General features: G+C 35.0%; 23 protein-coding genes, 2 tRNA genes and 3 pseudogenes. 8 read left to right on the top strand and 20 right to left on the bottom strand.

What is annotated here, in order from left to right; genetic code table 11:
* Positions 1–41 precede the first annotated feature (41 nt).
* Positions 42–581 carry a peptide deformylase gene (def, locus tag AAGD87_RS01420; RefSeq protein WP_182309147.1) on the top strand — a complete coding sequence of 180 codons (540 nt, stop codon included), beginning with the start codon at positions 42–44 and terminating at the stop codon, positions 579–581.
* Positions 571–1,392 carry a uracil-DNA glycosylase family protein gene (locus tag AAGD87_RS01415; protein ID WP_182309146.1) on the top strand — a complete coding sequence of 274 codons (822 nt, stop codon included), beginning with the start codon at positions 571–573 and terminating at the stop codon, positions 1,390–1,392. Before def ends, AAGD87_RS01415 begins: the two co-directional genes overlap by 11 nt.
* Positions 1,393–2,156: 764 nt before the next feature.
* On the opposite strand, the pseudogene AAGD87_RS01410 reads toward AAGD87_RS01415, so the two are convergent.
* The 6 genes and pseudogenes from AAGD87_RS01410 to AAGD87_RS01385 form a co-directional block, all read right to left on the bottom strand.
* A pseudogene (locus tag AAGD87_RS01410) lies at positions 2,157–2,435 on the bottom strand (IS4 family transposase); the annotation flags it as partial.
* A 14-nt stretch (positions 2,436–2,449) separates the two neighbouring features.
* Positions 2,450–3,759, bottom strand: a pseudogene (locus tag AAGD87_RS01405) (IS4 family transposase).
* 426 nt (positions 3,760–4,185) lie between these two features.
* On the bottom strand, positions 4,186–4,962 hold the full coding sequence (locus AAGD87_RS01400; protein ID WP_264339289.1) for a hypothetical protein: 777 nt from the start codon (positions 4,960–4,962) through the stop codon (positions 4,186–4,188).
* A gap of 65 nt (positions 4,963–5,027) precedes the next feature.
* Positions 5,028–5,417 (bottom strand): phage tail protein, encoded by a 390-nt coding sequence (locus AAGD87_RS01395; RefSeq protein ID WP_265023954.1) that lies wholly within the window; start codon positions 5,415–5,417, stop codon positions 5,028–5,030.
* On the bottom strand, positions 5,392–5,802 hold the full coding sequence (locus AAGD87_RS01390) for a DUF3168 domain-containing protein (RefSeq protein WP_341817668.1): 411 nt from the start codon (positions 5,800–5,802) through the stop codon (positions 5,392–5,394). The genes AAGD87_RS01395 and AAGD87_RS01390 overlap by 26 nt, the downstream gene beginning before the upstream one ends.
* Before the next feature lie 306 nt (positions 5,803–6,108).
* A complete protein-coding gene (locus AAGD87_RS01385; protein ID WP_341817667.1) occupies positions 6,109–6,405 on the bottom strand; it encodes a head-tail connector protein in 297 nt (98 codons plus the stop codon).
* An 87-nt stretch (positions 6,406–6,492) separates the two neighbouring features.
* Between AAGD87_RS01385 and AAGD87_RS01380 the strand changes: the two are divergent.
* A pseudogene (locus AAGD87_RS01380) lies at positions 6,493–7,802 on the top strand (IS4 family transposase).
* A gap of 60 nt (positions 7,803–7,862) precedes the next feature.
* Here the strand turns inward: AAGD87_RS01380 and tldD are convergent.
* Complete coding sequence (gene tldD, locus AAGD87_RS01375) at positions 7,863–9,281, bottom strand: metalloprotease TldD (RefSeq protein ID WP_341817666.1); 1,419 nt, start codon at positions 9,279–9,281, stop codon at positions 7,863–7,865.
* Positions 9,282–9,343: 62 nt separating this feature from the next.
* Between tldD and AAGD87_RS01370 the strand changes: the two genes are divergently transcribed.
* From AAGD87_RS01370 to AAGD87_RS01355, 4 genes are all read left to right on the top strand, one after another.
* Positions 9,344–9,428, top strand: a tRNA-Leu gene (locus AAGD87_RS01370).
* Positions 9,429–9,498: 70 nt separating this feature from the next.
* Positions 9,499–9,996 carry a hypothetical protein gene (locus AAGD87_RS01365; protein WP_010962975.1) on the top strand — a complete coding sequence of 166 codons (498 nt, stop codon included), beginning with the start codon at positions 9,499–9,501 and terminating at the stop codon, positions 9,994–9,996.
* A 253-nt stretch (positions 9,997–10,249) separates the two neighbouring features.
* Positions 10,250–10,957, top strand: coding sequence for a uroporphyrinogen-III synthase (locus tag AAGD87_RS01360; RefSeq protein WP_010962976.1), 708 nt, complete (start codon positions 10,250–10,252; stop codon positions 10,955–10,957).
* On the top strand, positions 10,957–11,736 hold the full coding sequence (locus AAGD87_RS01355; protein ID WP_006280373.1) for an exodeoxyribonuclease III: 780 nt from the start codon (positions 10,957–10,959) through the stop codon (positions 11,734–11,736). Before AAGD87_RS01360 ends, AAGD87_RS01355 begins: the two co-directional genes overlap by 1 nt.
* 36 nt (positions 11,737–11,772) lie before the next feature.
* Here AAGD87_RS01355 and AAGD87_RS01350 read toward each other — a convergent pair whose 3' ends face one another.
* The 13 genes from AAGD87_RS01350 to AAGD87_RS01300 form a co-directional block, all read right to left on the bottom strand.
* The gene (locus tag AAGD87_RS01350) at positions 11,773–12,912 is read right to left on the bottom strand and encodes a hypothetical protein (RefSeq protein WP_264339616.1); all 1,140 of its coding nucleotides are present in this window, start codon (positions 12,910–12,912) and stop codon (positions 11,773–11,775) included.
* 49 nt (positions 12,913–12,961) lie between these two features.
* Positions 12,962–15,547: a DNA polymerase I gene (gene polA, locus AAGD87_RS01345; RefSeq protein WP_338481758.1), complete on the bottom strand. Its 2,586-nt coding sequence runs from the start codon at positions 15,545–15,547 to the stop codon at positions 12,962–12,964.
* A 214-nt stretch (positions 15,548–15,761) separates the two neighbouring features.
* On the bottom strand, positions 15,762–15,926 hold the full coding sequence (locus tag AAGD87_RS07735; RefSeq protein ID WP_010082072.1) for an IS3 family transposase: 165 nt from the start codon (positions 15,924–15,926) through the stop codon (positions 15,762–15,764).
* The gene (locus AAGD87_RS07730) at positions 15,919–16,080 is read right to left on the bottom strand and encodes a DDE-type integrase/transposase/recombinase (RefSeq protein ID WP_010082071.1); all 162 of its coding nucleotides are present in this window, start codon (positions 16,078–16,080) and stop codon (positions 15,919–15,921) included. The genes AAGD87_RS07735 and AAGD87_RS07730 overlap by 8 nt, the downstream gene beginning before the upstream one ends.
* A 3-nt stretch (positions 16,081–16,083) precedes the next feature.
* Positions 16,084–16,431, bottom strand: coding sequence for an IS3 family transposase (locus AAGD87_RS01340; protein ID WP_082246251.1), 348 nt, complete (start codon positions 16,429–16,431; stop codon positions 16,084–16,086).
* Between the two features lie 71 nt (positions 16,432–16,502).
* Positions 16,503–16,796 (bottom strand): transposase, encoded by a 294-nt coding sequence (locus tag AAGD87_RS01335; protein WP_007548709.1) that lies wholly within the window; start codon positions 16,794–16,796, stop codon positions 16,503–16,505.
* Positions 16,797–17,028: 232 nt separating this feature from the next.
* Positions 17,029–17,835 (bottom strand): SDR family oxidoreductase, encoded by an 807-nt coding sequence (locus AAGD87_RS01330; protein ID WP_182309590.1) that lies wholly within the window; start codon positions 17,833–17,835, stop codon positions 17,029–17,031.
* Between the two features lie 5 nt (positions 17,836–17,840).
* Positions 17,841–18,485: an alpha/beta hydrolase gene (locus AAGD87_RS01325; RefSeq protein ID WP_319606718.1), complete on the bottom strand. Its 645-nt coding sequence runs from the start codon at positions 18,483–18,485 to the stop codon at positions 17,841–17,843.
* Between the two features lie 397 nt (positions 18,486–18,882).
* Positions 18,883–19,248: a hypothetical protein gene (locus AAGD87_RS01320; RefSeq protein WP_064125381.1), complete on the bottom strand. Its 366-nt coding sequence runs from the start codon at positions 19,246–19,248 to the stop codon at positions 18,883–18,885.
* Positions 19,249–19,369: 121 nt separating this feature from the next.
* Positions 19,370–21,037: an aminopeptidase P family protein gene (locus tag AAGD87_RS01315; RefSeq protein WP_341817665.1), complete on the bottom strand. Its 1,668-nt coding sequence runs from the start codon at positions 21,035–21,037 to the stop codon at positions 19,370–19,372.
* 8 nt (positions 21,038–21,045) lie between these two features.
* A complete protein-coding gene (gene mnmG, locus AAGD87_RS01310) occupies positions 21,046–22,968 on the bottom strand; it encodes a tRNA uridine-5-carboxymethylaminomethyl(34) synthesis enzyme MnmG (RefSeq protein WP_264339611.1) in 1,923 nt (640 codons plus the stop codon).
* A gap of 110 nt (positions 22,969–23,078) precedes the next feature.
* Entirely contained in the window at positions 23,079–23,522 is a 444-nt protein-coding gene (locus AAGD87_RS01305; RefSeq protein ID WP_264339610.1) for a hypothetical protein, read from the bottom strand.
* A 65-nt stretch (positions 23,523–23,587) separates the two neighbouring features.
* A tRNA-His gene (locus tag AAGD87_RS01300) sits at positions 23,588–23,663 on the bottom strand.
* Between the two features lie 150 nt (positions 23,664–23,813).
* Here AAGD87_RS01300 and murJ point away from each other — a divergent pair.
* Complete coding sequence (gene murJ, locus AAGD87_RS01295) at positions 23,814–25,301, top strand: murein biosynthesis integral membrane protein MurJ (RefSeq protein WP_264339609.1); 1,488 nt, start codon at positions 23,814–23,816, stop codon at positions 25,299–25,301.
* Positions 25,302–25,303 lie beyond the last annotated feature (2 nt).

Here is a 25,303-nt window from a genome sequence, read left to right as displayed (position 1 = left end):
TCTGGACAAAAGGAAAAGCAAAACATAGAATTATAATTTTTATGTCCATATTACCAATTGTAATTGCCCCTGATGAAAGACTAATCACACGTGCCAGTGAAGTAACAGATATAAACGATAAAATTAAAGAATTAGTAAACGACATGTTCGAAACTATGTATGATGCAGAAGGTCTTGGCCTTGCTGCAGTGCAAGTTGGAGTGTTAAAGAGAATTTTTGTTATGGATATTCAGCTAGAAACGATTGAAAATGAGCCAGCAGGATATGGCTCAACTGGCAAATTTTACATGATTAATCCTGAGATTACAGAATTATCCGATGAACAAGTGACTCTCAAGGAAGGGTGCCTTTCAATTCCAGAGCAAAGCTATGAAATTAAGCGTCCAAAGTATTTAACTGTGAAATACAGAGACTTAAATAACGAAGAACAGACGCTAAAAGCTAGTGGTTGGCTTGCAAGGTGTATTCAGCATGAATTAGATCACTTAAACGGCATATTATATATTAGACATTTATCTAAATTAAAGTATGATATGGCCATGAAAAAAGCACAAAAGGTTAAAAAGCATTATGAGCAATAAAGACCTAGAATTATTAAAATTTTACCATGAAGTGGGCGTTGATTGCACACTAATGGAGGGTGAAGAGGAAAAAAAATTGGAGAGCAAAGAGAGTGTACAACCCTCTGTTATCCAAACTGGGACCAAGAAGAAAGATGCAGATATGCGCTGGAATGACACTAAAGATGGAAAAGACATGTTTCCAAGTGATTGGATAATTGAAGCAAGGAAACTTGCAGGTAAATGTGGTAGTGTAGATGAATTAAGAAGTGCAGTTGAATCATTTGAAGGTTGTGAGATAAAAAAAACTGCAACTAATACTGTCTTTTCCGATGGTAATCCAAATGCAAAAATTATGCTCGTTGGTGAAGCTCCAGGAGCAAATGAAGACCTTCAAGGCATACCATTTTGTGGTGCAAGTGGAATGTTGCTCGATAAAATGTTAAATGCAATCAATCTTGATCGCACTAAGGTATACATAAGCAATGCTGTATTTTGGCGTCCACCTGGCAATAGAAAGCCAACCGACCTAGAGCTTGATATGTGCAGACCATTTGTCGAAAAACACGTTGCACTAGTTTCACCACAAATTTTAATTTTGGTCGGGGGAATCGCATGTTATAGCCTTCTTGACAGCACAAAAACTATATCGAATTTGCGTGGCAGATTTCATACGTACACTAACCAATATTTGTCCAATTCAATCACCACAGCCGCTATATTTCATCCAGCTTACCTACTTCGCCAACCGGCACAAAAACGTTTAGCCTGGGAGGATTTGAAGAAGATTAGGGAGTATCTTGATAACACCAATAACTGTACGAATACTTAACACCACTGGTGTCGGAAAGTAGCCTGCAGAAACGAAAAAACTTCCTTGACAAACTCCGCCAGCCCCCTTATCATGAAACTGAAGCTATTGTATTTGCTTTCGCCAATCTGCAGATTAAAAGGTAAGGATTACTTAATGTATCGGCGTCTTATGTTCAATTTTTTGCAGTATATAGATACTGTATGTCTTTACAAAACTTCATCTACATCTAGATTTTTATCTAAATAAGCTGAACGCGCTTATAAAGCGTTACAAGACATCAAAAAATGCCAATACTCGACAGAGATAGTAAAAGACTAGCTAACTCGGGGATTCTTTGTCTTTTTTTCTGCTTAGTAAATTTCTTAAACATTTGCAGCGTAGGTTAGTTGCAATTAAAAGCAGCTAAATTTCGCTTGTCAAGCGTTTAAAACATAAAAAACGCCAATATTTTAAAGCAGATAATAACCCCAGGGCTTCTTTTGCCTTTTTTTTTATTTGGTAAATTTCTTAATGTTTATAGCTAAACGACAATCGTCATCCCGCAGCGGGATCTATGCTTTGAGATACCGCGAATAAATCGCGGTATGACGTAGAGCTCGCGTTAGCTATACTTTTATGCTTACCAACTCAGTATCCAATCAAAATCCTGGATTTCAGTGTCAAGCACTGAAATGACACCAAAAGGGCTACTGCTGTTTTGGATGGAAACCAGTGTCAGCTACTTGAATCTGCCACGCAAATTGCCTGCAAATTGCAATGTTCGTACAGCCATACGCGTCAAGTTAAGAGATTGTGAGCAAATTTAGAGAGGTTAAAGTGGATACTCTAGCCCTTCTACGTTTGTCTTTTAATGAAAATCGCGACCAAGTTATAGTGAGTTTTTTAAGAAATGCTTTTAAACTATTAATTTTGGTTAATACTAAAAATAACTCTCTAACCCGCCTTTTTAGCTCAATAAATGCCTTTGTTAAGCTAAGTTCTGTATTCTTTTTCACTTCTGTGCAACCAACTATGCCGTGAAATATAAGAATTGCGCACAATTTAGCATATAGTTCACATAATCATACGCGTCAAGTTAAGAGATTGTGAGCAAATTTAGAGAGGTTAAAGTGGATACTCTAGCCCTTCTACGTTTGTCTTTTAATGAAAATCGCGACCAAGTTATAGTGAGTTTTTTAAGAAATGCTTTTAAACTATTAATTTTGGTTAATACTAAAAATAACTCTCTAACCCGCCTTTTTAGCTCAATAAATGCCTTTGTTAAGCTAAGTTCTGTATTCTTTTTCACTTCTGTGCAACCAACTATGCCGTGAAATATAAGAATTGCGCACAATTTAGCATATAGTTCACATAATACTCTGCATGGCTTTCCTTTTAGCTTATCAAGCCTGATATGGCTTTTATACAATTTAAATAATAACTCAATTTGCCACCTTACTCTGTAAATCGTTAATACTTGCTCAGCACTAATTTTATTTTCTGGAACATTAGTTATAAATATTGACCAGTTCAACAATTTTTGATTTCTTTTAGAGGATCTGCGATCTTGCTAATCTATTAGCTTTCCTTCTTCTGCCCATAGACTGTTCTTCAGTTAGTTTCTGACATATAATTCTTACTCTAATTTTTGCTTCTTTTCCTAACAATACCTCGTTTTCTAAAAATAACTTATCCTCTCAACATTCTAATAACTCCATTTTTTGATTTGTTTCTACATCATATATGTTGGTATCGACGACTTATGAAATAAGCTCCTATTTCATTGATTTGTTTAAAAGAACTTGGCACAAAATAACCGAGATCAGATATTAGCAAATCATTGCTTAATATATTACTTAAATGTTTCCTATATCCCTGGTCTGATCTTACCCCCTCCGTTAAATTAAGTTGGTCTATTATCTGATTCATGTAGTCGAAAACTAATTGTAACTTTATTCCAGACTTAGTATTGCTTTCATAGCCACTGTAGCTAGTACCATAACCTTTATACATCTCTTCCATACTGTTAGGTAGAGTAATATAGCTACTGTCCAATAATTTAACACTATTAAATTGCTGTAAGATTTTGCAATCAACTTGCAAGATATTTTTAAAGAGAATCACAGATTCATTATACATCCTTTTCATAAATTCCACTGCTTCTTCAGTAAATCTAAAATCCAAACCTTGTTTTGTTATATCTATCGAGTCCTCGTTTAGTAATTGACACATTGTTTCTACGCTACAATTATCAACTCCTATATTACCCAAGACCATGGCTTTTACGAATGATGAACCTTTTAGCTTTCTCTTTCTTTTTATAAACCTTGTTGTAATTGAGATTTTCTCTGCTTTTTCATTAAAAAATTCTTTGAGCTTTTTTGATAAGCAAGTTATTTTATTCATTGGTTCTCTCACTAAAAGTATATCTGGGAGAACTTATACCTTATTATTCTATCTCTTTCATACCTTTATTTCCTTAACTTGACGCGTATGTTGGCTAGACTTTGCCTAAGTTGGATTTTCACCAACTGTATTCTAAACGCTTACTTGGCGCACCCATAACAAAAATGCCTGAAAAACGTTAATAATTATATACTATTATTAATAATTATTCAACCATATTTTAAGCTTACAATTTTGAGCTTAACTGACGCTTATGGATAGGGGCAACTCTATCACCCTGTGTTATGTTTATTTTCTAACGGACGCTGATTTTTGTATCGTAATTTCTTGCTATAAATTGGTTATATAAGAGCTGGCTTCTAAAATTTTATAACCCTAATTTGAATTAACAGACAGTAGAATCGAAAGATTATTACAAGGAGAAATCTACACAGATCGACCCTTTTGTGAATCTGCGTTTCTGCTTTCTTCAACTTGTTTTGCAAAAGATGTTTCCTGTTTCTGAAGTGGTTTAGCAATTTCGCGCACAATGGCAGTAACTGCTGTTAAAAATGTTTTTAACAATGCACCTAAAACTCCACCAACTGCTTCCCTGCCATGTATATGAGCTTGCTTTTCGTTACCGTCAGCAGTTTCCCCTGCCCTCCTTCTTGGATCCATCCTATGAGCAATCACCGAAAACAACACTCCCCTGATTGAAGACTTCACTCGTTTCTTTGCTTCATCATCATGTGTTGTTTCATGTCCATGACTTAAGTGTTTAGCGTTCATTAACTCCTTCTGTTGCTGGGCAAACATGCTACTTAACACTTCTTCTATTGCTTGCTTCCTTCTTTTCTCTCTAACTCTTTTCATAGATTCTGATTTATCGCGAGTATGCTTTGTGGTTTCAAATTCTGCATCAATATCTTCGGACGCAGCCTGACTATATAAAGTCTCTATGAGCCTATCTATACTTCGCTTTATTTGCATAGTCCTTTCGTAACTATCTAAATTGTCAATTCCTTCGTCGATCTGATTTAGAATATCCTCAAAAGCTTTTAAATATTCTTGAATATACTGTATTATGTATTGCTTATCTTCCTCTTTGTGTTGTTCTTCTTGATTTTGCTGATTTTCATTTTCTAAACTTCTCTCTCTTTTATCATCGTTATTTTCTTCAATATTATCACCGTCTTCCTCGAAAAGGTCTTTGTCGTTCATGATTTTTTTTAATTTAGTTAAAATTCTCACCAGTTACTATTGTATATGAAAAAATTAAATTAACATTAATGAAAAGCGTTTACAACTTCAGCACTAGTTAAAACGACAGTAAAACTGTCAAAAGTAACAGGATCATAATACCTCTCATACAATTCAACTGAACACCTAAGCCTGATTTTTTCCTTAGTGTTAAAACTAATTTCATAATCATTATTAGAGTTTAATATAGCAGAATTACGTAATAATTCATCAGCTAATACAGAGTCTAAAATTCCATTAATTTTTATCGTAATATGTCTGCTTCCAGCAGAATCCAATACTTTTCTCCAGCCAAAAGAAGAAATATCTTTTACCTCTTCTCTGTTATTACGCAAAGTAAACCTTAGGTTTCGTATATTATTTAACACAATAAAATTATTGTCATGATCTTTAATTTTTAGCTGTAATTTGCTCATTATCACCTCCTTTTATTAAAATATCAAAATTAATTGTTGAATGTAAAATTTCATCGTGCTGATCCATAGCACAATTACTTTCTAAAATGACCTCATTATTAAAATCTTCAATGCTCTTAAGTATCAAGTTAATATGCCTTATAATGGCAAACATACTGTTTATATGATAAGTATATATGTCGCATGAAAATCTTGCCTTTGTAGCAAAATTGGACAGCATATGCAGGTTGCTATAATTCACTGCGCGCAATCTCAAGTAAGGAATGGTGACCTGTTTAGGTAAGTAGTCATAAATGTTAGTAACATATTTTCTTAAATCAGAATTTGCTTTTAGTGCTTCATAAACGCTATTGTACAACTCGTTTATAGCTTGAATTTTTTCCATGATTAACCCTCAAAAGATATATAGAAACTCGTCATCCCGCTGCTTGTTAGCGGGATCTATGTTAAGAGATACCGCGAATGAATCGCGGTATGACGATAAGGTTTATACCTCGTCATCCCGCTACTTGTTAGCGGGATCTATCCGTGACGGTATGACGTAGGACTGCTGTCATTCCGCTACGTGTTAGCGGCTGAGATACCGCGGCGGTATGACGATAAGGTTTATACCTCGTCATCCCGCTGCTTGTTAGCGGGATCTATCCGTAACGGTATGACGTAGTAGCCCAGTTTGGATGACAAGAAAGAGCTACAACACAACCTTTGGTTCGCGAAACGGAGAATAAACCTTCTTCACTTCAGATAAATGGCTACTTACCTCCGATTCACGATTTTTGTAAAGAGCAGAAACATGCCGCATAATACCTAGTTTTATCTGCTCAGGAACATTGTCATAACCAGCTTCGTATACAACATCAACTCTTATTGCATTCAAACAATTGAAAAACTCAACGTAGCCCCCTACATCACTAAAATAATACTTAAGTGTTCTCTTCTCTTGATTTTTAGACATCATTGCAGTAGCCAATACTATCTTACTCACCATACGCGTCAAGTTAAGGAAATAAAGGTATGAAAGAGATAGAATAATAAGGTATAAGTTCTCCCAGATATACTTTTAGTGAGAGAACCAATGAATAAAATAACTTGCTTATCAAAAAAGCTCAAAGAATTTTTTAATGAAAAAGCAGAGAAAATCTCAATTACAACAAGGTTTATAAAAAGAAAGAGAAAGCTAAAAGGTTCATCATTCGTAAAAGCCATGGTCTTGGGTAATATAGGAGTTGATAATTGTAGCGTAGAAACAATGTGTCAATTACTAAACGAGGACTCGATAGATATAACAAAACAAGGTTTGGATTTTAGATTTACTGAAGAAGCAGTGGAATTTATGAAAAGGATGTATAATGAATCTGTGATTCTCTTTAAAAATATCTTGCAAGTTGATTGCAAAATCTTACAGCAATTTAATAGTGTTAAATTATTGGACAGTAGCTATATTACTCTACCTAACAGTATGGAAGAGATGTATAAAGGTTATGGTACTAGCTACAGTGGCTATGAAAGCAATACTAAGTCTGGAATAAAGTTACAATTAGTTTTCGACTACATGAATCAGATAATAGACCAACTTAATTTAACGGAGGGGGTAAGATCAGACCAGGGATATAGGAAACATTTAAGTAATATATTAAGCAATGATTTGCTAATATCTGATCTCGGTTATTTTGTGCCAAGTTCTTTTAAACAAATCAATGAAATAGGAGCTTATTTCATAAGTCGTCGATACCAACATATATGATGTAGAAACAAATCAAAAAATGGAGTTATTAGAATGTTGAGAGGATAAGTTATTTTTAGAAAACGAGGTATTGTTAGGAAAAGAAGCAAAAATTAGAGTAAGAATTATATGTCAGAAACTAACTGAAGAACAGTCTATGGGCAGAAGAAGGAAAGCTAATAGATTAGCAAGATCGCAGATCCTCTAAAAGAAATCAAAAATTGTTGAACTGGTCAATATTTATAACTAATGTTCCAGAAAATAAAATTAGTGCTGAGCAAGTATTAACGATTTACAGAGTAAGGTGGCAAATTGAGTTATTATTTAAATTGTATAAAAGCCATATCAGGCTTGATAAGCTAAAAGGAAAGCCATGCAGAGTATTATGTGAACTATATGCTAAATTGTGCGCAATTCTTATATTTCACGGCATAGTTGGTTGCACAGAAGTGAAAAAGAATACAGAACTTAGCTTAACAAAGGCATTTATTGAGCTAAAAAGGCGGGTTAGAGAGTTATTTTTAGTATTAACCAAAATTAATAGTTTAAAAGCATTTCTTAAAAAACTCACTATAACTTGGTCGCGATTTTCATTAAAAGACAAACGTAGAAGGGCTAGAGTATCCACTTTAACCTCTCTAAATTTGCTCACAATCTCTTAACTTGACGCGTATGGTTTGTACAGCTGTGCGCCGTGCGCTGGAATCCGTTTTAGCCCTTATCTATATCTCAGTTCCACCAACAGTTATTGCGTCGACTTTGAGTGTCGGCTGACCAACTCCAACGGGCACATTTTGTCCATCTTTCGAGCATGTGCCAACACCAGGATCTAACTTTAAGTCATTACCAACCATAGATACTTTTTTCAACACTGTTGGACCGTCACCAATTAGTGTTGCTCCTTTTACTGGCTGTGTAATTTTGCCATTTTCTATTAGGTAAGCTTCCGAAGATGAAAAAACAAATTTTCCTGACGTTATATCAACCTGCCCACCACCGAAATTTACTGCATATAGACCTTTCTTTACGCTAGATATTATTTCCTTCGGTGTATACTTTCCGGGCAACATATAGGTGTTTGTCATGCGCGGCATAATAACTTCTTTATAACTTTCTCTTCTACCATTACCAGTTGGGCTTACACCCATGAGTTTAGCGTTCATATGATCCTGCATGTATCCTTTTAGGATCCCATCCTCTATCAATATATTATAACTGGGTGGAGTGCCTTCATCGTCTACGCTGATAGAGCCGCGCAAATTGGGCAGAGTTCCGTCATCAACTACTGTGATGTCACTAGCTGCTACTTGTTTACCCACAGAATTTGAAAATGCTGAGACTTTTTTGCGATTGAAGTCGCCCTCAAGTCCATGACCCACGGCTTCGTGTAACAATATTCCTGGCCAGCCTGGACCTAAAACGACTGTCATTTCTCCGGCTGGAGTTGGAATTGCTTCAAGATTTACCAGTGCTTGTTCTAACGCTTGGTTTGCAACTTCTTTCCACTTTTTCTCAGAAATAAACTTACTATAAGAGTCCCTTCCACCATGCCCTGCAGAACCTCTTTCGGTACGGCCATCTTTTTCTACAATGACTAGCACATTAAAACGTACCAGAGGCCTGATATCGCTTAATCTGTGATCACTCTTTATTATTTGTACAACTTGCCATTCTCCACTTAGAGTTATTTTTACTTGCTTCACGCAGTTATTTTTGGACCTTACATACTCATTAACCTCATTGAGTAGCTTAATCTTTGAATTCAGATCCATTTCATTTATAGGGTTAATCCTCGAATATAGGCTTTTTGTCTCTTCGTTTAAATTTATTGAATTTGTCTTGTTTAAAGACACTGAGCTTTTTACCATAGAAGCAGCATTACTAATTTCTTTTTCGCTGATCTCAGAAGAACAAACGAAAGATGTACTATCTTCACAAAAAGACCTTAAACCAAATCCCCTTCTAGTATTCAAGTCCATGTGTTTTAATATGTTATCCTCAAAAACCAGGGACTCCGACTGGCAAAATTCTAGAAACAGCTCACCACCATCGCTATTGCTCAAAGCGTTATTGACTATTTTATATACGTTATTAATATTAACATTGTTTTGAGCAAAAAATATTTGATCTAGATTTGGCATTACCTTTGAACTAAAAATTGTTTAAGTATATTATTTAACTTTAACATAGTAAACTATAAAAAGCCCGGGTGGCGGAATTGGTAGACGCGCTAGCTTCAGGTGCTAGTAACTTTTTAAGTTGTGGAAGTTCAAGTCTTCTCTCGGGCACTCTTAGCTTCCATATTGCTTATTGAATTAATTAATGTTATAATATAACATATTAGGTAATATTTATGCTATGTATGGTGAAAAAGATAAGTTAGCCTACAGAAAGAAGGTACGAACTTACTCGAAACGCTTAGTTACTACACTATCTACTATCTCTTTCATTGGATACATAGCGGCATTGGTCTTGAATATTCCTGTCTTAAGTCTGTATTTTAGTATTGCCGGCACTATATTCAGTGCACTTTCGTTTGCTTTAAATATATGGTCACTAAATGATCATTCCCGACAACAGAATCTTAATAAGAAATCTGGCATAAAAAACACTCCAGGACAAAAAAAGTTAACAAAGATCTATCTTGATATAGCATCCAGTGCTTCATTTCTAATAGGAGGTATTGCATCTATGTCGCTTTTTGAGTCTTCTGTTATTTATTTTGTTTCTACGCCTTTTTTTATTCTAGGCTGTGTTATTATGGCAGCTAATATCGTTCAAACTATGATTAGTGAACCACAGACAAAAAACGTCCTTGAGAATCTCTCTTCAAATACTGCAAGAGTACAAGCTTAAGTATTAACTTATTTAACTTATACAGGAATATTAGCTATATAATTCCACTGAAGGAAGCCATTCAAAAGAGTTCGATGTAATTAGCGTCAAAAAAGTGTAAGCAGAAATTGTGGGCTTATTGAGGTAGGAGCGCTTAGTACTCCTACTTCCACATCAATTACTTGAATAATTGCTCAAGCTATCAAAATAAAAGTTTTTATTCAGTAATTTGTGTATAAAGGGTACTATTTTACTGGTAGTAAAATAAATCAGAATGAAGTCTATTTTATTAACGAGGCCTTTATTGGATTCGTTCAATACAAGAAATATATTGAGAAAGTATGGATACAAAGTTTATATAGAACCAGTATTCACAATAAAGTACTTAAATCCTGATATATCTGCACACGAATTTGACGTTGTAATATCCACAAGTAAAAACAGTGTAAAGGCTTTTAGTCAAATATGCAAAGTGGATGACTTTCCGATTATTACAGTTGGTAATTCAACCATGCAGGCTGCAAAAAATTTGGGATTTTCTGATATAATCTCAGCAGACAGCAACGTTGATGGTCTGATATCATTCATAAAAGCTCACTATTCAAGTGCAATAAAGTTCTTATATATAAGAGGACAAGAAGTATCATGTGACCTAAAAAAGAGATTATCTGAAGAAGATTTTAACGTAAGAGAAGTTGTACTCTATAAAACAATCATTAAAAGGAGTCTAACTAATAGGTGTAAAAATTTACTGTTGGATGGTAAAATTGGTAGTGTTGCTTTTTTTTCCTCACAGACAGCAAGGGTATTTTGTTCATTAGTTCTAAAAAGTGGGCTATCTCATGTGATGAATAATACAGTTGCATATACCATGAGTAAAAACATTGCTGATAGTTTAAAGTTAATCAAGTGGAAAAAAATTATAACATCGAGGTTGCCTACTGGGGAGAGTTTAATTGATATAATTAATAAGGATTGCTGATGCTAAAGATTGCAACTTGGAATGTAAACTCCATACGTAAAAGAGTTAACCAACTTTGTAGTTTTATAGTTGATAGTCAGATAGATATAGTTTTGCTGCAAGAGATAAAATGTACGGAAGAGCAATTTCCTTATGCGGAGATAGAAAAGTTAGGATATGAATATGCTATCTATGGACAAGTTGCAAGAAATGGCGTTTGTGTTTTATCTAAATATCCGATACTGGAGAAGTTTAAGATTGATATCGTAGAAGGTTATCAAGAAGCGCGTTATATAGAGTGCATAATAAAGCACAATAATCAGAAGGTAAGGGTGGGAAGTGTATACGTTCCAAACGGTCAAAGCCCGGACTCTCAAGCATTTGAATATAAACTCAAGTTTTTTGATAATCTATATGAAAGGATGAGCACTTTGTTAAAGAATGAAGAGTTAACTATTATAGCTGGCGATTATAATGTTGCACCGGATGAAATTGATGTCTTTGATTCAAACTTATTGAATGGCCAAGTGTGCTTTCATATAAGAGAACGTGAGAAGTTAAGAGCGATCTTGAATCTTGGGTTTAAAGATGCGTTTAGAATATCTCACCCAAATTTGCAACAATTCACTTGGTGGCATTATCAAGGCAATTCACTCAGAAATAATCAAGGAATGCGAATAGATTATATGCTGTTATCACCACAAGCTGTAGATAAATTGGAAACATGCTACATAGATGATAGATTGCGTAAGCTAGAAAATCCGTCTGACCATACTCCTGTTGTATGTGCTATAGAATAATAGTAGACCTCTTACACAACTCACTTTTTGGCAAACCTAAGGAGTCTTACTTGTCTGCCGCACTGTGTTTTTAGCTTGCTGACCAACACTAATTTTTTCAAGCATAGGGTTAGGTTGTTGTTCACTCTTTTCATTTTTCTGGGAAACTTTCTCAGGAACATGCTGTTGTTCACTCTTTTCTTTTCCTTGGGAAATTTGTTCAGAAACAGAGGTGCATTTCTCAGCTCCTTTGACTGAAGTTTTTAAAATTGTATTGATACCATCAAGAACTTTCCCATCCCATCCTTCTTTTTTCTTTTCATCTTGCGAATGAGGGTTATATAAAGTACCTTTTTTGTCATTTGAAAAAAGAACCTCCACTCCTCCTTTTATGACGAATATTGCACCAATAGCAGCAACAACTACTCCGAGTGTAGTAGGACCAAAAATTAACATTGGAATAGTGGAAAGAAGGACAGGAAAAAAGATCTTGCTTAAGAACGTTGTTACCATCTCTTCATCACTAAGTGGTGGTTCATCTTCCTCTTTTTTGTCTTTACCTAAGAATGGTATTTTTTCTTTCACCCCATCCATAAAGGAGCCAGAAATATTTTTCGGGTCTATTTTGATCCCTCCAATTAGCAGCAGCGGCATTTCCAATACGAACTTTATGGATGAATCTTTAGCTTCTGTACCGCGTATATCAGCTACACAGTCATCTACTACTTCTTTTATTTTACCATTCTTGAGATTCTCCTCATTAGCTAATTTTTTCTCTCTAATTTTCTCAAATACGGAAAGTAAAAACTGAGAAAAATTCTCTTCACTGAGTGATTTTATATCTTCTGGATTGACATTGTTGAATATCTTTCCACTATTCTCAAATACAAAAGTAAAAATTTTCTTTTCATTTTCATCCTGTAATCGAGGTAACCGTTCCTTTAATGACTTCAGATCACTCTGTAATTTTTGTTTTTCTTTCAATTTCTGTTTCTTCTTTTCTATTTCCTGTTCCTTCTTTTCTATTTCCTGTTTCGTTTGCTCTTCTAGTTTTTCTGGATTTTTAAAAATATCTAGGAAAGTACGATAGATTAACTGATGTTTCTCTTTTTCAAATTTAAAAACTTTCTCATCTTTGTTAGTTACCTGAGTAGGTAACTTTGGAGGTTTTGAACTTTTTACTTGTGGGCCTATCATGGCTGACCTATTTGCATTTGCTATGTTCTATTCTAACATATTTTTCGTATTAGTTCAAATGATTTATACTCCTAGAATTCACGATGTTTAAGTCATAATTAAGGGAATTTAGACCCCAGTTGTCGCCAACTTTTATTTCTACTTCAAGTGGTACAGAAATTTCTATTGCATTTTCCATTATATCTTTCATAAGTTTTGCTGTTTCTTGTACCTTTTCGTCCTCTACTTCAACCAGTAGTTCATCGTGAACCTGGAGGATTATTTTACCTACTTTCAATTGGTCAAAAAGCTGAATTGTCGCACGTTTTATTATATCAGCAGCGGTTCCTTGCAGTGGTGCGTTTATTGCTGCCCTTTCTGCAAATTGTCTTATATAAGGAATTGTATTGTTTATGTCTCTTACAAAGCATCTCCTGCCAAACAAAGTTTCTACATAACCATGCAATCTTGCGATAGACACTGCTTTTTCCATATAGGCCTTTATTTCTGGGTAACAGGAAAAATAGTAATTAATGTATTCAGCAGCTTCCGCAATGGTAATTCCAAGCCGCTTTGCAAGACCAAATGGGCTAATGCCATATATAATTCCAAAATTGATGGATTTTGCTTTGCGTCTTAATTGCTCATCTATTTCTTGCACTCCAAAAACTTGCCTAGCGGTGATCTCATGAATATCTTGTCCGTTTGCAAAAGCTTCTTTAAATGCTGCAACGTTTGCAACGTGTGCCAGGAGTCTTAACTCTATTTGTGAATAGTCAGCAGAAATTATCTTATGCCCTTTTGGCGCAATAAATGCTTGTCTGATAAGATTTCCCTCTTCGCTTCTGATAGGAATATTCTGTAAATTAGGATTGCTGGAGCTCAGCCTTCCAGTTGCAGTTGCAGTCGTTGAAAAGCTTGTGTGTATTCTACCATCAAGTGGATCAACTTGCTTTATTAATGCATCAGTGTAGGTGCCTTTTAATTTACTTAAATGTCGCCAATTTAAGATTTTACTTGCGATTTCTACCCCTTCTTCTTCGAGTGCCTCTAGAACTTCATAATTGGTGCTATACGATCCAGATTTTTTTGACTTTTTCTTTTTATTAAGCCCCATTTTGTTAAACAAAACATCACTTAATTGTTTTGGCGAAGCAATATTAAATCTTTCTCCTGCCAAATTATATATCTCATCTTCAAGCACGGCAATTACCTGCTGAAATTTATCGGACAGCTCCTGTAATTTTTGTATGTTCAGTAATATCCCATTTTTCTCCATATCAAATATTACTTTCATAAGTGGCTTATCGAAGCGCTCGTAAATTGTGAGCAATTTTTCCTGAAATAACCTTTGCTTTAGCTTTTCATGAATTGCTATTAAAGTTTTTGCCGAGAAAATTTCTGCATTTTCACTCAAATTATGCGCAACTATGTTTGGAATACTGTGATCATGCTTTCCTGTATCCAAGCTATACGACATTATCATCAAATCATCAACTGAATCTAGCATCTTCTCTACTGTAGGGAAGATTTTCCTGATTTCTTTAATGTTATGTATTATTTTAAGCGCCCCATTTGAGAGTAAAGTTGAGTTAATTATAATGAGTGCATCTTGTATGCTGTCTTGCTCTATATAAAAAATATTACTTTCGCTATAAGATAAGGAAATTTTATTTAATAAGTTGTCTTCAAAGTGGCAATGAATTGCAATTCTGCCTTCATATCTACAATGCTCCAAAAATTTCTCTAACTCTTCACTACTATATTCTATTTTCTCTTTTGTGCTAGACCCATTATAGGAAAAAAGCTTTTCCACTTTCCCTATTAAGGAATTGAATTCATACTTCTTTAAAAAGGATAATAGTTTTTCCATATTTGGAGAATGGACTTCATATTTTGCAATATCATGTTGAAGGTCTACTTTTTCGCATAGTGATAAAAGTTCTCTTGAAATTAGAGCTTTTTCCTTATGTTCGGTGAGAATATTACGAATCCTCGTTTGCTCGATATTATCAATGTTCTCTATAATATTATTCAATGAATCAAATTCATCCAGTAATTTAGCTGCAGTCTTCGGACCTATTCCCGGAACGCCTGGAATGTTGTCAGATGCATCACCAGTTAGAGAAAATAAATCAAGAAGCTTGTGTGAGTTTACACCAAATTTTTCTATTACTTGTTTTTCATCTATGTATATATTTTTAATAGGATCAAATATTAGAATGTTGTAATTCAAAAGCTGGAACAAATCTTTATCTGATGAAACGACTACCACTTTAAAGTCTTGGTGGTTGGCGTATTTTGCAGCTAGTGTTGCGATTATATCATCTGCTTCATAACCTTCAATCTCTTCATAGCTGAGGTTAAAAGCTTCTACCGCTTCCCTCAGTATGGTGAACTGTGGAGTTAGATCCTCAGGAGGCGTTACTCTGTTCGCTTTGTACTCAGGATATAAATTGTGCCTAAAATTCTTTTTCCCTGCATCAAGTGCTATAGTTAAGTAGTCCGAATGGGCAATGTACTTAAGAACCATATTCAGAAAGCCATATACACCACCTATTGGCATTCCTGTTGTGGTAATTAAGTGAGGTAGTACATAGTAAGCTCTGAAAAGAAAACCATAGCCATCGATGATTGTGAAAGTTTTTTCTTTCATTGTAGATATTTATGCGTGCTTTTGATGGTCCACTATTTAGCTGAGAAAATCAAGTTTTTGTTTTTCTGCTTTTGAGCGTTGTAAGAGATTTTACCGAAAATAGTATTCATGATGGGGATGTACACATATGACCTTACCCAGAAAAAGTGGAGAGAAAGTGTGGAATGTTTTTCACAAAGAGAATGATGAATCAAAATGCTCAGGAATGCAATAGTTAATAGTGACGTTGTTTGTTATAAAAAATTTCTATGTATTCAAATATTGCAGTTCTAGTTTGTTGAGCAGAGTGTTGTGAAGTATCAATAAGTATTTCTCTTTTCAATGAGCTAAAGAAGCTTTCTGCAACAGAATTGTCGTAACAACAGCCTTTATTACTCATCTATATTCTTTACAGCTAAGAGATATTGATACCCTTGCGCAGTATATTGTGAACCTTGGTCACTGTGCAGCAGTAGATTTTTAACAGGTTTACGCCTATTAATGGCCATTAATAAAGAGTTCATAACCAATTGTTTATTTATTGCACTACTCATTAACTACCATACGTGAGAATTATTGCTGCCAAATATAGCCATCCCTCCTTGGTTTTGATGTAAGTAATCCCATACTTTATTTGGTTGATCAACAATAAAGTTTTGATCTAATATATTGGGAGCTACAGCTCTATTATCTGTTTGTTGTTTTTTAATTTTAAACTTTCTTCTCAGTATAGCCCTGATGTCATTTTTCTGCATAATACTTTGCACCGTTTTCAAATTGCAACTTTTACCCAAAGCCTTCAATTCAGCATGAATTTTAGGAGCTCCATATCTACATTTAGAAACTTGATATATTTTTTGAATAGCTTCGAGTAGCTCTTTATTTGCTGATTCTCTACTGCTTATTTTTCTTGTGGTCCACTTATAGTAGCCACTAGCAGAAAATCCTACATAATTCCTGTACTTTATAGCAGTTACTATATAAAAAAATATTTTACTCTTTTTGACTGGCCAGGGCTTTTTTTTAAATGTCTCTTTCCCTTGTTACTCTTGCTTTGTAAATCAAACCTCTCTTTGTCATAAGGTGCTACATCTGGAAATGCATTTGCCGCTGACTTTTTTTCGTTATATTTCTTCATCCATTTTCCTAATACACTATCCCTTATTCCTAGATCTCTTGCTACTTTTGCAACTGGTTGACCTACCTTTCTTTGTTCATTTGCCAGCTTAACAGCTTCCAATTTGAATTCTGCTGTATATTCTCTTACCATTTCTAATCCTCCAAAATTTTATTTTACCCAAAAAAACTCTTTTCTTTCTCTCCACTTTTTCTGGGTAAGGTCACTATTTCTTAAGTAATTTACACTTCAGAGTTTATCTACTTTAAAGTTTACTCTATTCTGTTTCAGCATTTGTCATAAATCCTTAATTATTTCTGACTTTTTAGTTCAGTTTTTAACCATTCTTTCCTTAACTTAATGGCAGTGACAATAAGCCTATCTATCATTCTGATGTGATTTCAGTTTTGTTTACGTGCAAACTCTCTAATCCCACCTTGTAGTTAGGATAAATTAGAGAGACATTAAGATCTTTTTTAATTTTAACATTACTTACTTTTTTTGATCCTAAATAAAAACTCTGTGCATAATCTGGTAACTCAATTGGCTCTGGAGGGCTAACATTGAGAAGTTTGGCCGCATACATTATCACTTCAGATCGTGTAGTGGGTAAATCGTCTGCACAATTGTATATTTCACCAGGTTTTATGTTTTGCATGGAAGAAAATAAAATATTCGATATATCTTCAACGTGAATACGAGAAAAAAAATGCCCTTCTTTTTTCACATTTCTTGCTTTGCCAAGCTGCAAGTCAATTAACACGTTCCTACCAGGACCGTATATTCCAGCTAAACGAAAAATATGTACAGGCAATCTGCTATTTAGCCACTTCCTTTCAGATTTAAGGCGCTTTTCTCCTCTGATTTCTATAGGTTTTGTTTTAGATTCCTCATCAACCCAATTACCAGAGTGATCACCATAGACGCTAGTTGCAGACAAATAACCAAGCCATTTAACATTTTGCAGGCAATCACCGTATCTCTCCACAACATCATCGCCATCTGGAGGAATAGAAATTAAAACGTGCGTTGCACTTTTAAGCAGACCTTGGCTAACTTTCTCATAATTACAGAGGATTACATTTTGTATATTTTTACTTCTTGATGTGCCACTAACTTTCCAACCTAAGTTCAGTAGTTTTTTCGATAAAAATTTAGCTACATATCCATAACCAAAGCAAAACAAGTGCATGAAAATTAATTTTTAAAGTTCTTCTTGATAAATTCTACTCCTAATTTTATTCCCTCTTCATTGATAATATGCCCTAATCCATGAATTGGGTGCCCTTCAACATTTACTCCATTTTCTTTCAGAGCTTTAACCGCTAAGTCGAGGGACGAAAAAGGTACCACGTCGTCAGCATCACCATGGATAACACATATGTTAGGTTTTGATTTGATCTCTGGTGCAGTTTTTGAAGGTAAAAGAAACCTACCAGAGTATGCAACAACTGATGCACAGGATTGAGAGCGGGTGAGAGCTGTATGTATTGCAAGCATTGCTCCTTGAGAAAATCCAACTAAAGAAAGTTGCGTATCTTTTAAATTAAGCTCCTTTAATTTTGTATCAATGAAATGATTTACAATTGATGTAGCATTTTTTACTCCATTATATAGCGCTTCCTCACTACGATCTTCCAAACTGAACCACTGATAACCATCACCTATTTCTCTCTCAAACGGAGCATTGGGTACTGCAAAATATGAACCCAGTAAAAACTTGCTCATAACTTTGGCAAGGTGAATAAAATTATCGCCACTTGAGCCCCAACCATGTAAAAAAATAATCAAATTTTTCTTATTTCCGCCTGCACAAATTTCTGGGCCTTTAAGTTCAATCATTTCTTTTCCTTTTGCGTTTATATTTTTATTTAACACTAATTTTCACATTTGTAAAACCAATGTGCAATTACGTTCCCGATACTACAGATAAAGTAACTTAGGTTCATCGACGATTTGAAAAACCGTCATTCCGCTACTCGTTAGCGGCTGAGATACCGCGAATGAATCGCGGTATGACGTAGGGAAAACCTTAGCTATAAACCTCAGAAATAAGAAAACAAACTAGAAAAAATACCTCACTATAACTGCAGCCTTAAGCAACGTACCTTATTTATTTACGAAAACTGGTATAAATGCTATGCAAGTAGCTACACTACTTGCATGGCATCAATAATTGACCTCGACTTACCGTCCAACTAGAAAGTTGTATATAGAATGACAGAAATCCAGATGTTATTTACTTACTTTCGATCTTTTCTATCAATTTTTTAACTAAGCCTCTTAGCTTTTTACTGGATTCATCAAGCTCTTGAATCTGCGAGCTGTGCTCTTTCATTAGTTCCTTATAGTTACCTCTTATGTAGTCAATCATTTCCTTCATCTGAGCAATCATCTTGTTAACATCCATACTGCCCAAATCAGGTATCATGCCAGGCATAGCCCCTTCTAACATACCGCCAGCCATAAGCTGCTGAGACATTTGCATAAATGGTTTTAAAGTCTGATTAAGCAATTCAGGATCCTTGGCTAATTTTTCTATTTGCTCTTTGCAAGTATCCATATACTGCTTCATAAATTCATCTTCTTGCCCTTTGTCTATCATAATTATAACCTACCTAAAAATACGTGTTCTTTATTATATATTATTTTAAAATTAAAAACAATACAAAATACCTGTCACAATTGCATTAATACTTTTTAAATAATAAAAAATGCTCCTTTGCTTATAAAGGGTCACATACCTTCTTTAACCATTCCTTATCTTTTACGCTATTTTCTAAGTTTTTATAGACAAATTGATGGTAGCCATTTATCCATTCAATTTCATCCTTAGTAAGCATTTGCACATTTATTAGTCTTCTATCATATGGAATAGAGGTCAGTTGTTTAAAGTTTAAGAAGCCATTCTCTTGCCTGTCAACATACATCAGATTTTCAATTCTTATTCCATACTCTCCCGGAATGTAATAGCCAGGTTCGTTGGATAGTATCATACCTGGTACTAATTTTACTTTATTACTTTTTGATATTGCTTGTGGTCCTTCGTGTACTGATAGGTAACTTCCTACTCCATGCCCTGTACCATGCATATAGTCCATTCCAAATTTCCATAAATGCGTACGTGCCAATATATCCAATTCTCCACCAGTAGTGCCGGGGGGAAAGACGACACTTGCTATAGCAATGTGAGCTTTGAGTACTATTGTATAGTGGGTTATTTGTTCATCAGTTGGATTACCAACTACTACAGTTCTTGTCACATCAGTTGTGCCGCCAAGGTACTGGCCACCAGAGTCAATCAAATATAGTCCATTTTTCTGAATTACCTTATTCGTCTTACTGCTTGCACGATAGTGAATTATTGCACCATTTTCATTAAATGCGGAAATTGTTGGAAAGCTCAATTGTTTAAACAAATTCTGCTCTTTTCTGTATTCTAAAATCTTTTCTTCAGCTTCAAGTTCTGTACCAACATTATTTTCAAGCCAATATAGAAAATTTGTAACTGCCACTCCATCTCTGATATGCGCATTTATAGCCCCAGCTATTTCAGTTTGGTTTTTTGCTGCTTTATAAATTAGACAAGGATCTTCTCTCTCAGCTACCTGTTTATCTTTTATTACAGCCATGATACTCATTGGAGTTGTGTTTGGATCTATAACTATTGAATTTAGCTTGTGCAGCGAATTTTCTAGCTCACTAATATCAAAAATATTTATATGGTTGCCTAAATTTGCTTCTATAGTTGAATGTTCTTTATCTTGAATAAACAAATCAACATTACCGCTTTTATACAATATAGCACGGCCCAATATACATGGAGTATATTTAGCATTTTCATTTCTTAAATTTAATAACCAAGAAATTGAATTTGGATCAGTTAAAAGTACTGCTTCAGCTTCTTTATCTATACTTTTAGCGACTTTTTCACATTTGTCCTTACTACTTTTACCAGCATATTTAATAGAATGTAAAACCACTGCTTGTTTTCGATAGTCACTTTTTTTTCCAGCTAAACAGGGTATTAATTTACAGATATTCTCATACTTTCTTATATCTTCGATGGTAAAATATTGCAAATAATAACCTAGTGAGGCAGTCGATGTTAAGTTTGCTTTTATCCATTCGCGTGGATCCTCTTCTTGTATATTATATACTTGAAAATTGCCCCGATCGAGCTGATTGCGAGCTTGTGTAATATAGCGTCCATCCGTAAAAAATGGGCACTTGTTGTCTTTTGTAACGATAAGTAGCCCATTTGTTCCTGTAAAGCCACACAGCTTTGTTAGCTCCTCTGAATACTCATTTAAATATTCATCTTTAGTATGCAACATAAATGCATCAACGTTTATCTCGTGCATAAAAGAACGAAATTCTTCGATTTTTGACATAGAACACCTCATACAAAATTAGCAGCCACTTTCGTTTTCCTGTTTCTCAAATACACTAATATGCTCACTATCGCTGCAGGAGTGATGCCTTGTATTTGCTTTGCAATGCCAATCGTCGCTGGTTTTATCGTCTGCAACTTTTCTATTACTTCACTTGACAGGCCTTTAACTTGTGAATAGTTAAAATCAATTGGAATTTGAGTGTTAATTTCCTCTCGTAAAAACTTCATATCCGCTTCTTGTCTTATTAGATAAGGTTTGTATTTTGCTTCAATTTCAACCGCTTCACATATTTCATTCTTAGTTATGCTACCCATTGCGGTGCCATCCCAGCGCGTGATGCTGCTTAACTCCGGCCATATTTCTTGTAATTTATTCCAGTCGATGTTTGGATAGCTAAGTAAATCTAGTGCCGTTTTTCTTATCCCATCATAAGATATTTTGATACCATAAGACCTAAGCTGCTCAGGAGTAATCGTCAGACTCCCTAACTTCTCTTCAAGCTGCTTAATGGATTCAAGTTTATTCTGTAAAACAGAGTATCTCTCATGCGAAACAAGGGAAATATCATAACCTTTTTGTGTTAATCTTCTATCTGCATTGTCTGACCTGATAGCTAGCCTATATTCTGCACGTGAGGTAAATAATCTATAAGGTTCGATCACCCCTTTGGTGACTAGATCATCTATCATTACGCCGATATATGAGTCTGTGCGATGAAGAACAAAGCTTTCTTTTTTTTCAGATGCAGAGAGTGCTGCATTAATTCCGGCAATAATTCCTTGCCCTGCTGCTTCTTCATATCCAGTAGTGCCATTAATTTGGCCAGCAAAATATAGGCCTTTAATTTTCTTAGTTTCAAGAGTATGGCTTAGTTCTCGTGGATCAATATAGTCATACTCAACTGCATATCCAGGTCTTAGTATTTCTGCATTTTCAAGTCCCTTGATACTCTTTATCATTTCACACTGCACTTCAATAGGCAATGAATTTGAAATTCCGTTCGGGTATATAGTATCATCATTCAAGCCCTCTGGTTCTAAAAATATTTGATGACTACTTTTTTCTGCGAATTTTTTAACCTTAGTTTCAATGGATGGGCAGTATCTTGGTGCTATAATATCATCCAAATACGAAGAAGCTGACCTGTGCAGATTCTCTCTAATTATTTTATGCGTGTTTTCATTAGTATGGGTAATAAAGCATGATACCTGAGGTTGGTTAATTTTTTCTGTGAGATAAGAAAACGGCACAGGTGGATTATCACCCACTTGTTCTTGCAATATTGACCAGTTTATAGTGCCACGATCAAGCCTTGGCGGAGTTCCGGTGCGCAATCTACCTAATTTAAAATTATATTTCTTCAACGTATTTGCAAGTTCTACTGCAGGCTTATCTCCCATTCTCCCTGAAGGAGTTACCTGCTCTCCTATATGAATTACACCTTGCAGGAAAGTTCCCGTAGTTAAAACAACTTTACCTGTTAGTATATGTTCCCCTGAGCTTGTTATTACAGCTTTAATGCACAATTCTCCATTGTTATTACTCTCTATAAGGAAATCGTCAACCGACTCTTCTTTTACCGTCAAATTGTTATAATTTAGAATAATTTCCTGTATTGCTTGCTTGTACAATTTTCGGTCTGCCTGTGCACGTGGTCCCCACACCGCCGCACCTCTGCTGCTATTTAAAATGACTGAGTGTATACTTGCTTGATCGATTGCTCTTCCCATTATTCCATCAAGAGCGTCAACTTCCCTGACTACAACGCCCTTTGCAACTCCTCCGATTGCTGGATTGCAGGACATTTCCCCTATAGTTGAAATTTTATGAGTTATAAGCAGCGTGTTTGCACCAAGGCGAGCTGCAGCAGCAGCAGCTTCGCACCCTGCATGACCACCACCTACTACTACTACATCATATTTATGCATGCCTTCTTGAGTAATTCTTACTCTACTAATATTCTAACTATTAGCGGTTAATGTCAAATCTTGTTATTCCAATGTTGCACACTGGAATAACAGAAACCTTTTTGGTTAGCTTAAACGTCCTGCTTTTTTGAAGAAAAACACTCAACTATAGGAGAGATGATGTATTCATTTACTTTTTCAGCAGCAGATAGTGTAGCTATGGCTGCAAAGACCCCTGCAATTGGTGCTATGGCTCCTATTACAGCACCTGCTAAAGCTGCAGAGCCCATTCCAAGCATTGCGCCAGGAAAAATAGCAGTTGCGGCTGCAGCAAGGCCAACTCCAATTGCAGCACTTGCAACGCAGAAACAAGCAAGCATGAAAAGATCTGTTTTGGAGAATTCTCCTATTTTTACATCATTGTATATCAAATATGCAGCGAATAATATTGAAGGAACGGCAGCAACAATTCCACCTATAACCAAAGGTGACAAAGCTGTAAAACTCAATCCCAAACCTGTCAATGCTCCTATTACTGATACTGCACCTAAAAGTATTAAATCTCCTTTATCCATACAACCTCCATAATAAATTGATATATTACCATTTGTTCATATTTCTGTAAAGTAGAAAACTTTAGTGGGGCGAGCGACCAGGATCGAACTGGCGACATTCAGTACCACAAACTGACGCTCTACCAACTGAGCTACGCCCGCCAAGGTATAAAATTTCTAACATAAGAGCGCAAATAGTCAATTGATTATTTAACTCTCCTTTTGCAGAGGGTTTTAAGTTTAGCCAATAAATATTTTCATTGATACTTTTACCATTATAATTAATTGTATTGACACTAATGAAGTAGTGGTATGTTTAAAAGTATTTTCACATTTAGTTTTTTTACGGCTATTTCAAGGATCTCAGGGTTAATAAGAGATGTATTGATTGCTACGGTTATTGGTGCAAACTCTCTTGCAGACATATTTTTTTCTTCGTTTCGCTTTGCCAATCTATTTCGAGCATTTTTTGCAGAAGGAGCGTTCACTACCTCATTCATACCGTTATATTCGACAGAATCATATGATAATAAAAAGGCATTTAATTTTGCAAGTAGTGTAATATCCATTACGTTTATCATCTTAGTAATTTTTTGCCTTATCATGCAAACTTTCTCCCCTTATATGATTCAAATTTTTGCTCCTGGATTTGACCAAAGTAAGTTTACCCTTACTGTTACTTTATCAAGAATTATGATGCCATACATAATCTTTGTTTCAATTGCATCACTTATTGGTGGAATGCTGCAAGTAAAGCAGCATTTTGCTTCAACAGCTATTGCACCAATCGTTTTGAATCTCTGTTTAATCATCAGTTTGTTTGTGCCTTACGTAAAAACTCCAGCGCACAACCTTTCTATAGCTGTCCTTATAGGAGGAATTTTCCAGCTACTTTTGATACTATTTAGTGCATACAAGTTAAAGGCAGCTTTTTCTTTTAGCCTTGAATTAAGCAATGAAGTAAGGTTGTTTTTTAAGCGTGTGGTACCTGCAATTATCAACAATTGTGTAACTCAAATAAGCTTATGGATTGATACAATCATGGCGAGTTTTATACCAAATGCGGTGTCCTATATATATTATGCCGATAGACTAAATCAACTACCGCAGGGAATAATCGGTACTGCAATTGGTACAGTGCTTCTTCCTTTAATTTCAAAACAGGTGGATAATACTGAAAATATAGTCAAAATACAGAACAAGGCTCTCAACATAGGATTAATGTTAATTATGCCAACAACTGCTGCCTTTATCATTATTCCCGACATAATTTTACTTACGCTTTTTTCTTACGGCCGGTTTGATCATTATGCAGTGCAGCAAACTGTTCCCACTTTAATAGCATTTTCTCTTTCTTTACCTGCATTTATTATAAATAAAGTATTGCTACCTACATTTTTTGCTAAAGGCAATCTGAAAATACCAACCATATTTTCGCTAATGTGTCTTGGAATTAATGTAGTGCTAAACCTTTTGTTAATGAACGAGTATCAGCATACGGGGATTGCTATTGCTACTTCCGTTTCCACTTGGATAAACTCTATTCTATTAATTAGTTATTTAACAATAAATAAAATGTATAAGGTTAGCCAAGCGTTATTGTTAAATGTCATGAAAATTTTTGTAGCAACGGCAGTCATGTCAATAGCCCTTTATATTTTTAATTCTTTGTTGGCAGGATTATTTTTTGATAAAATGTTGGCTCGTATTGTTTATTTAACGACTTTAATAGCTTTGAGTGTTATTGTTTATTTTGGTATTCTCTATTTAATATTTAAGGGAAACTTTAAGCATGTGTAAAT

The sequence above is a fragment of the Wolbachia endosymbiont (group A) of Pherbina coryleti genome, assembly GCF_964026875.1.
Classification (GTDB): Bacteria; Pseudomonadota; Alphaproteobacteria; order Rickettsiales; family Anaplasmataceae; genus Wolbachia; species Wolbachia pipientis.
The sequence above is the reverse complement of the archived record's forward strand: the minus strand, read 5'-3'. Positions and strand labels throughout refer to the sequence as shown.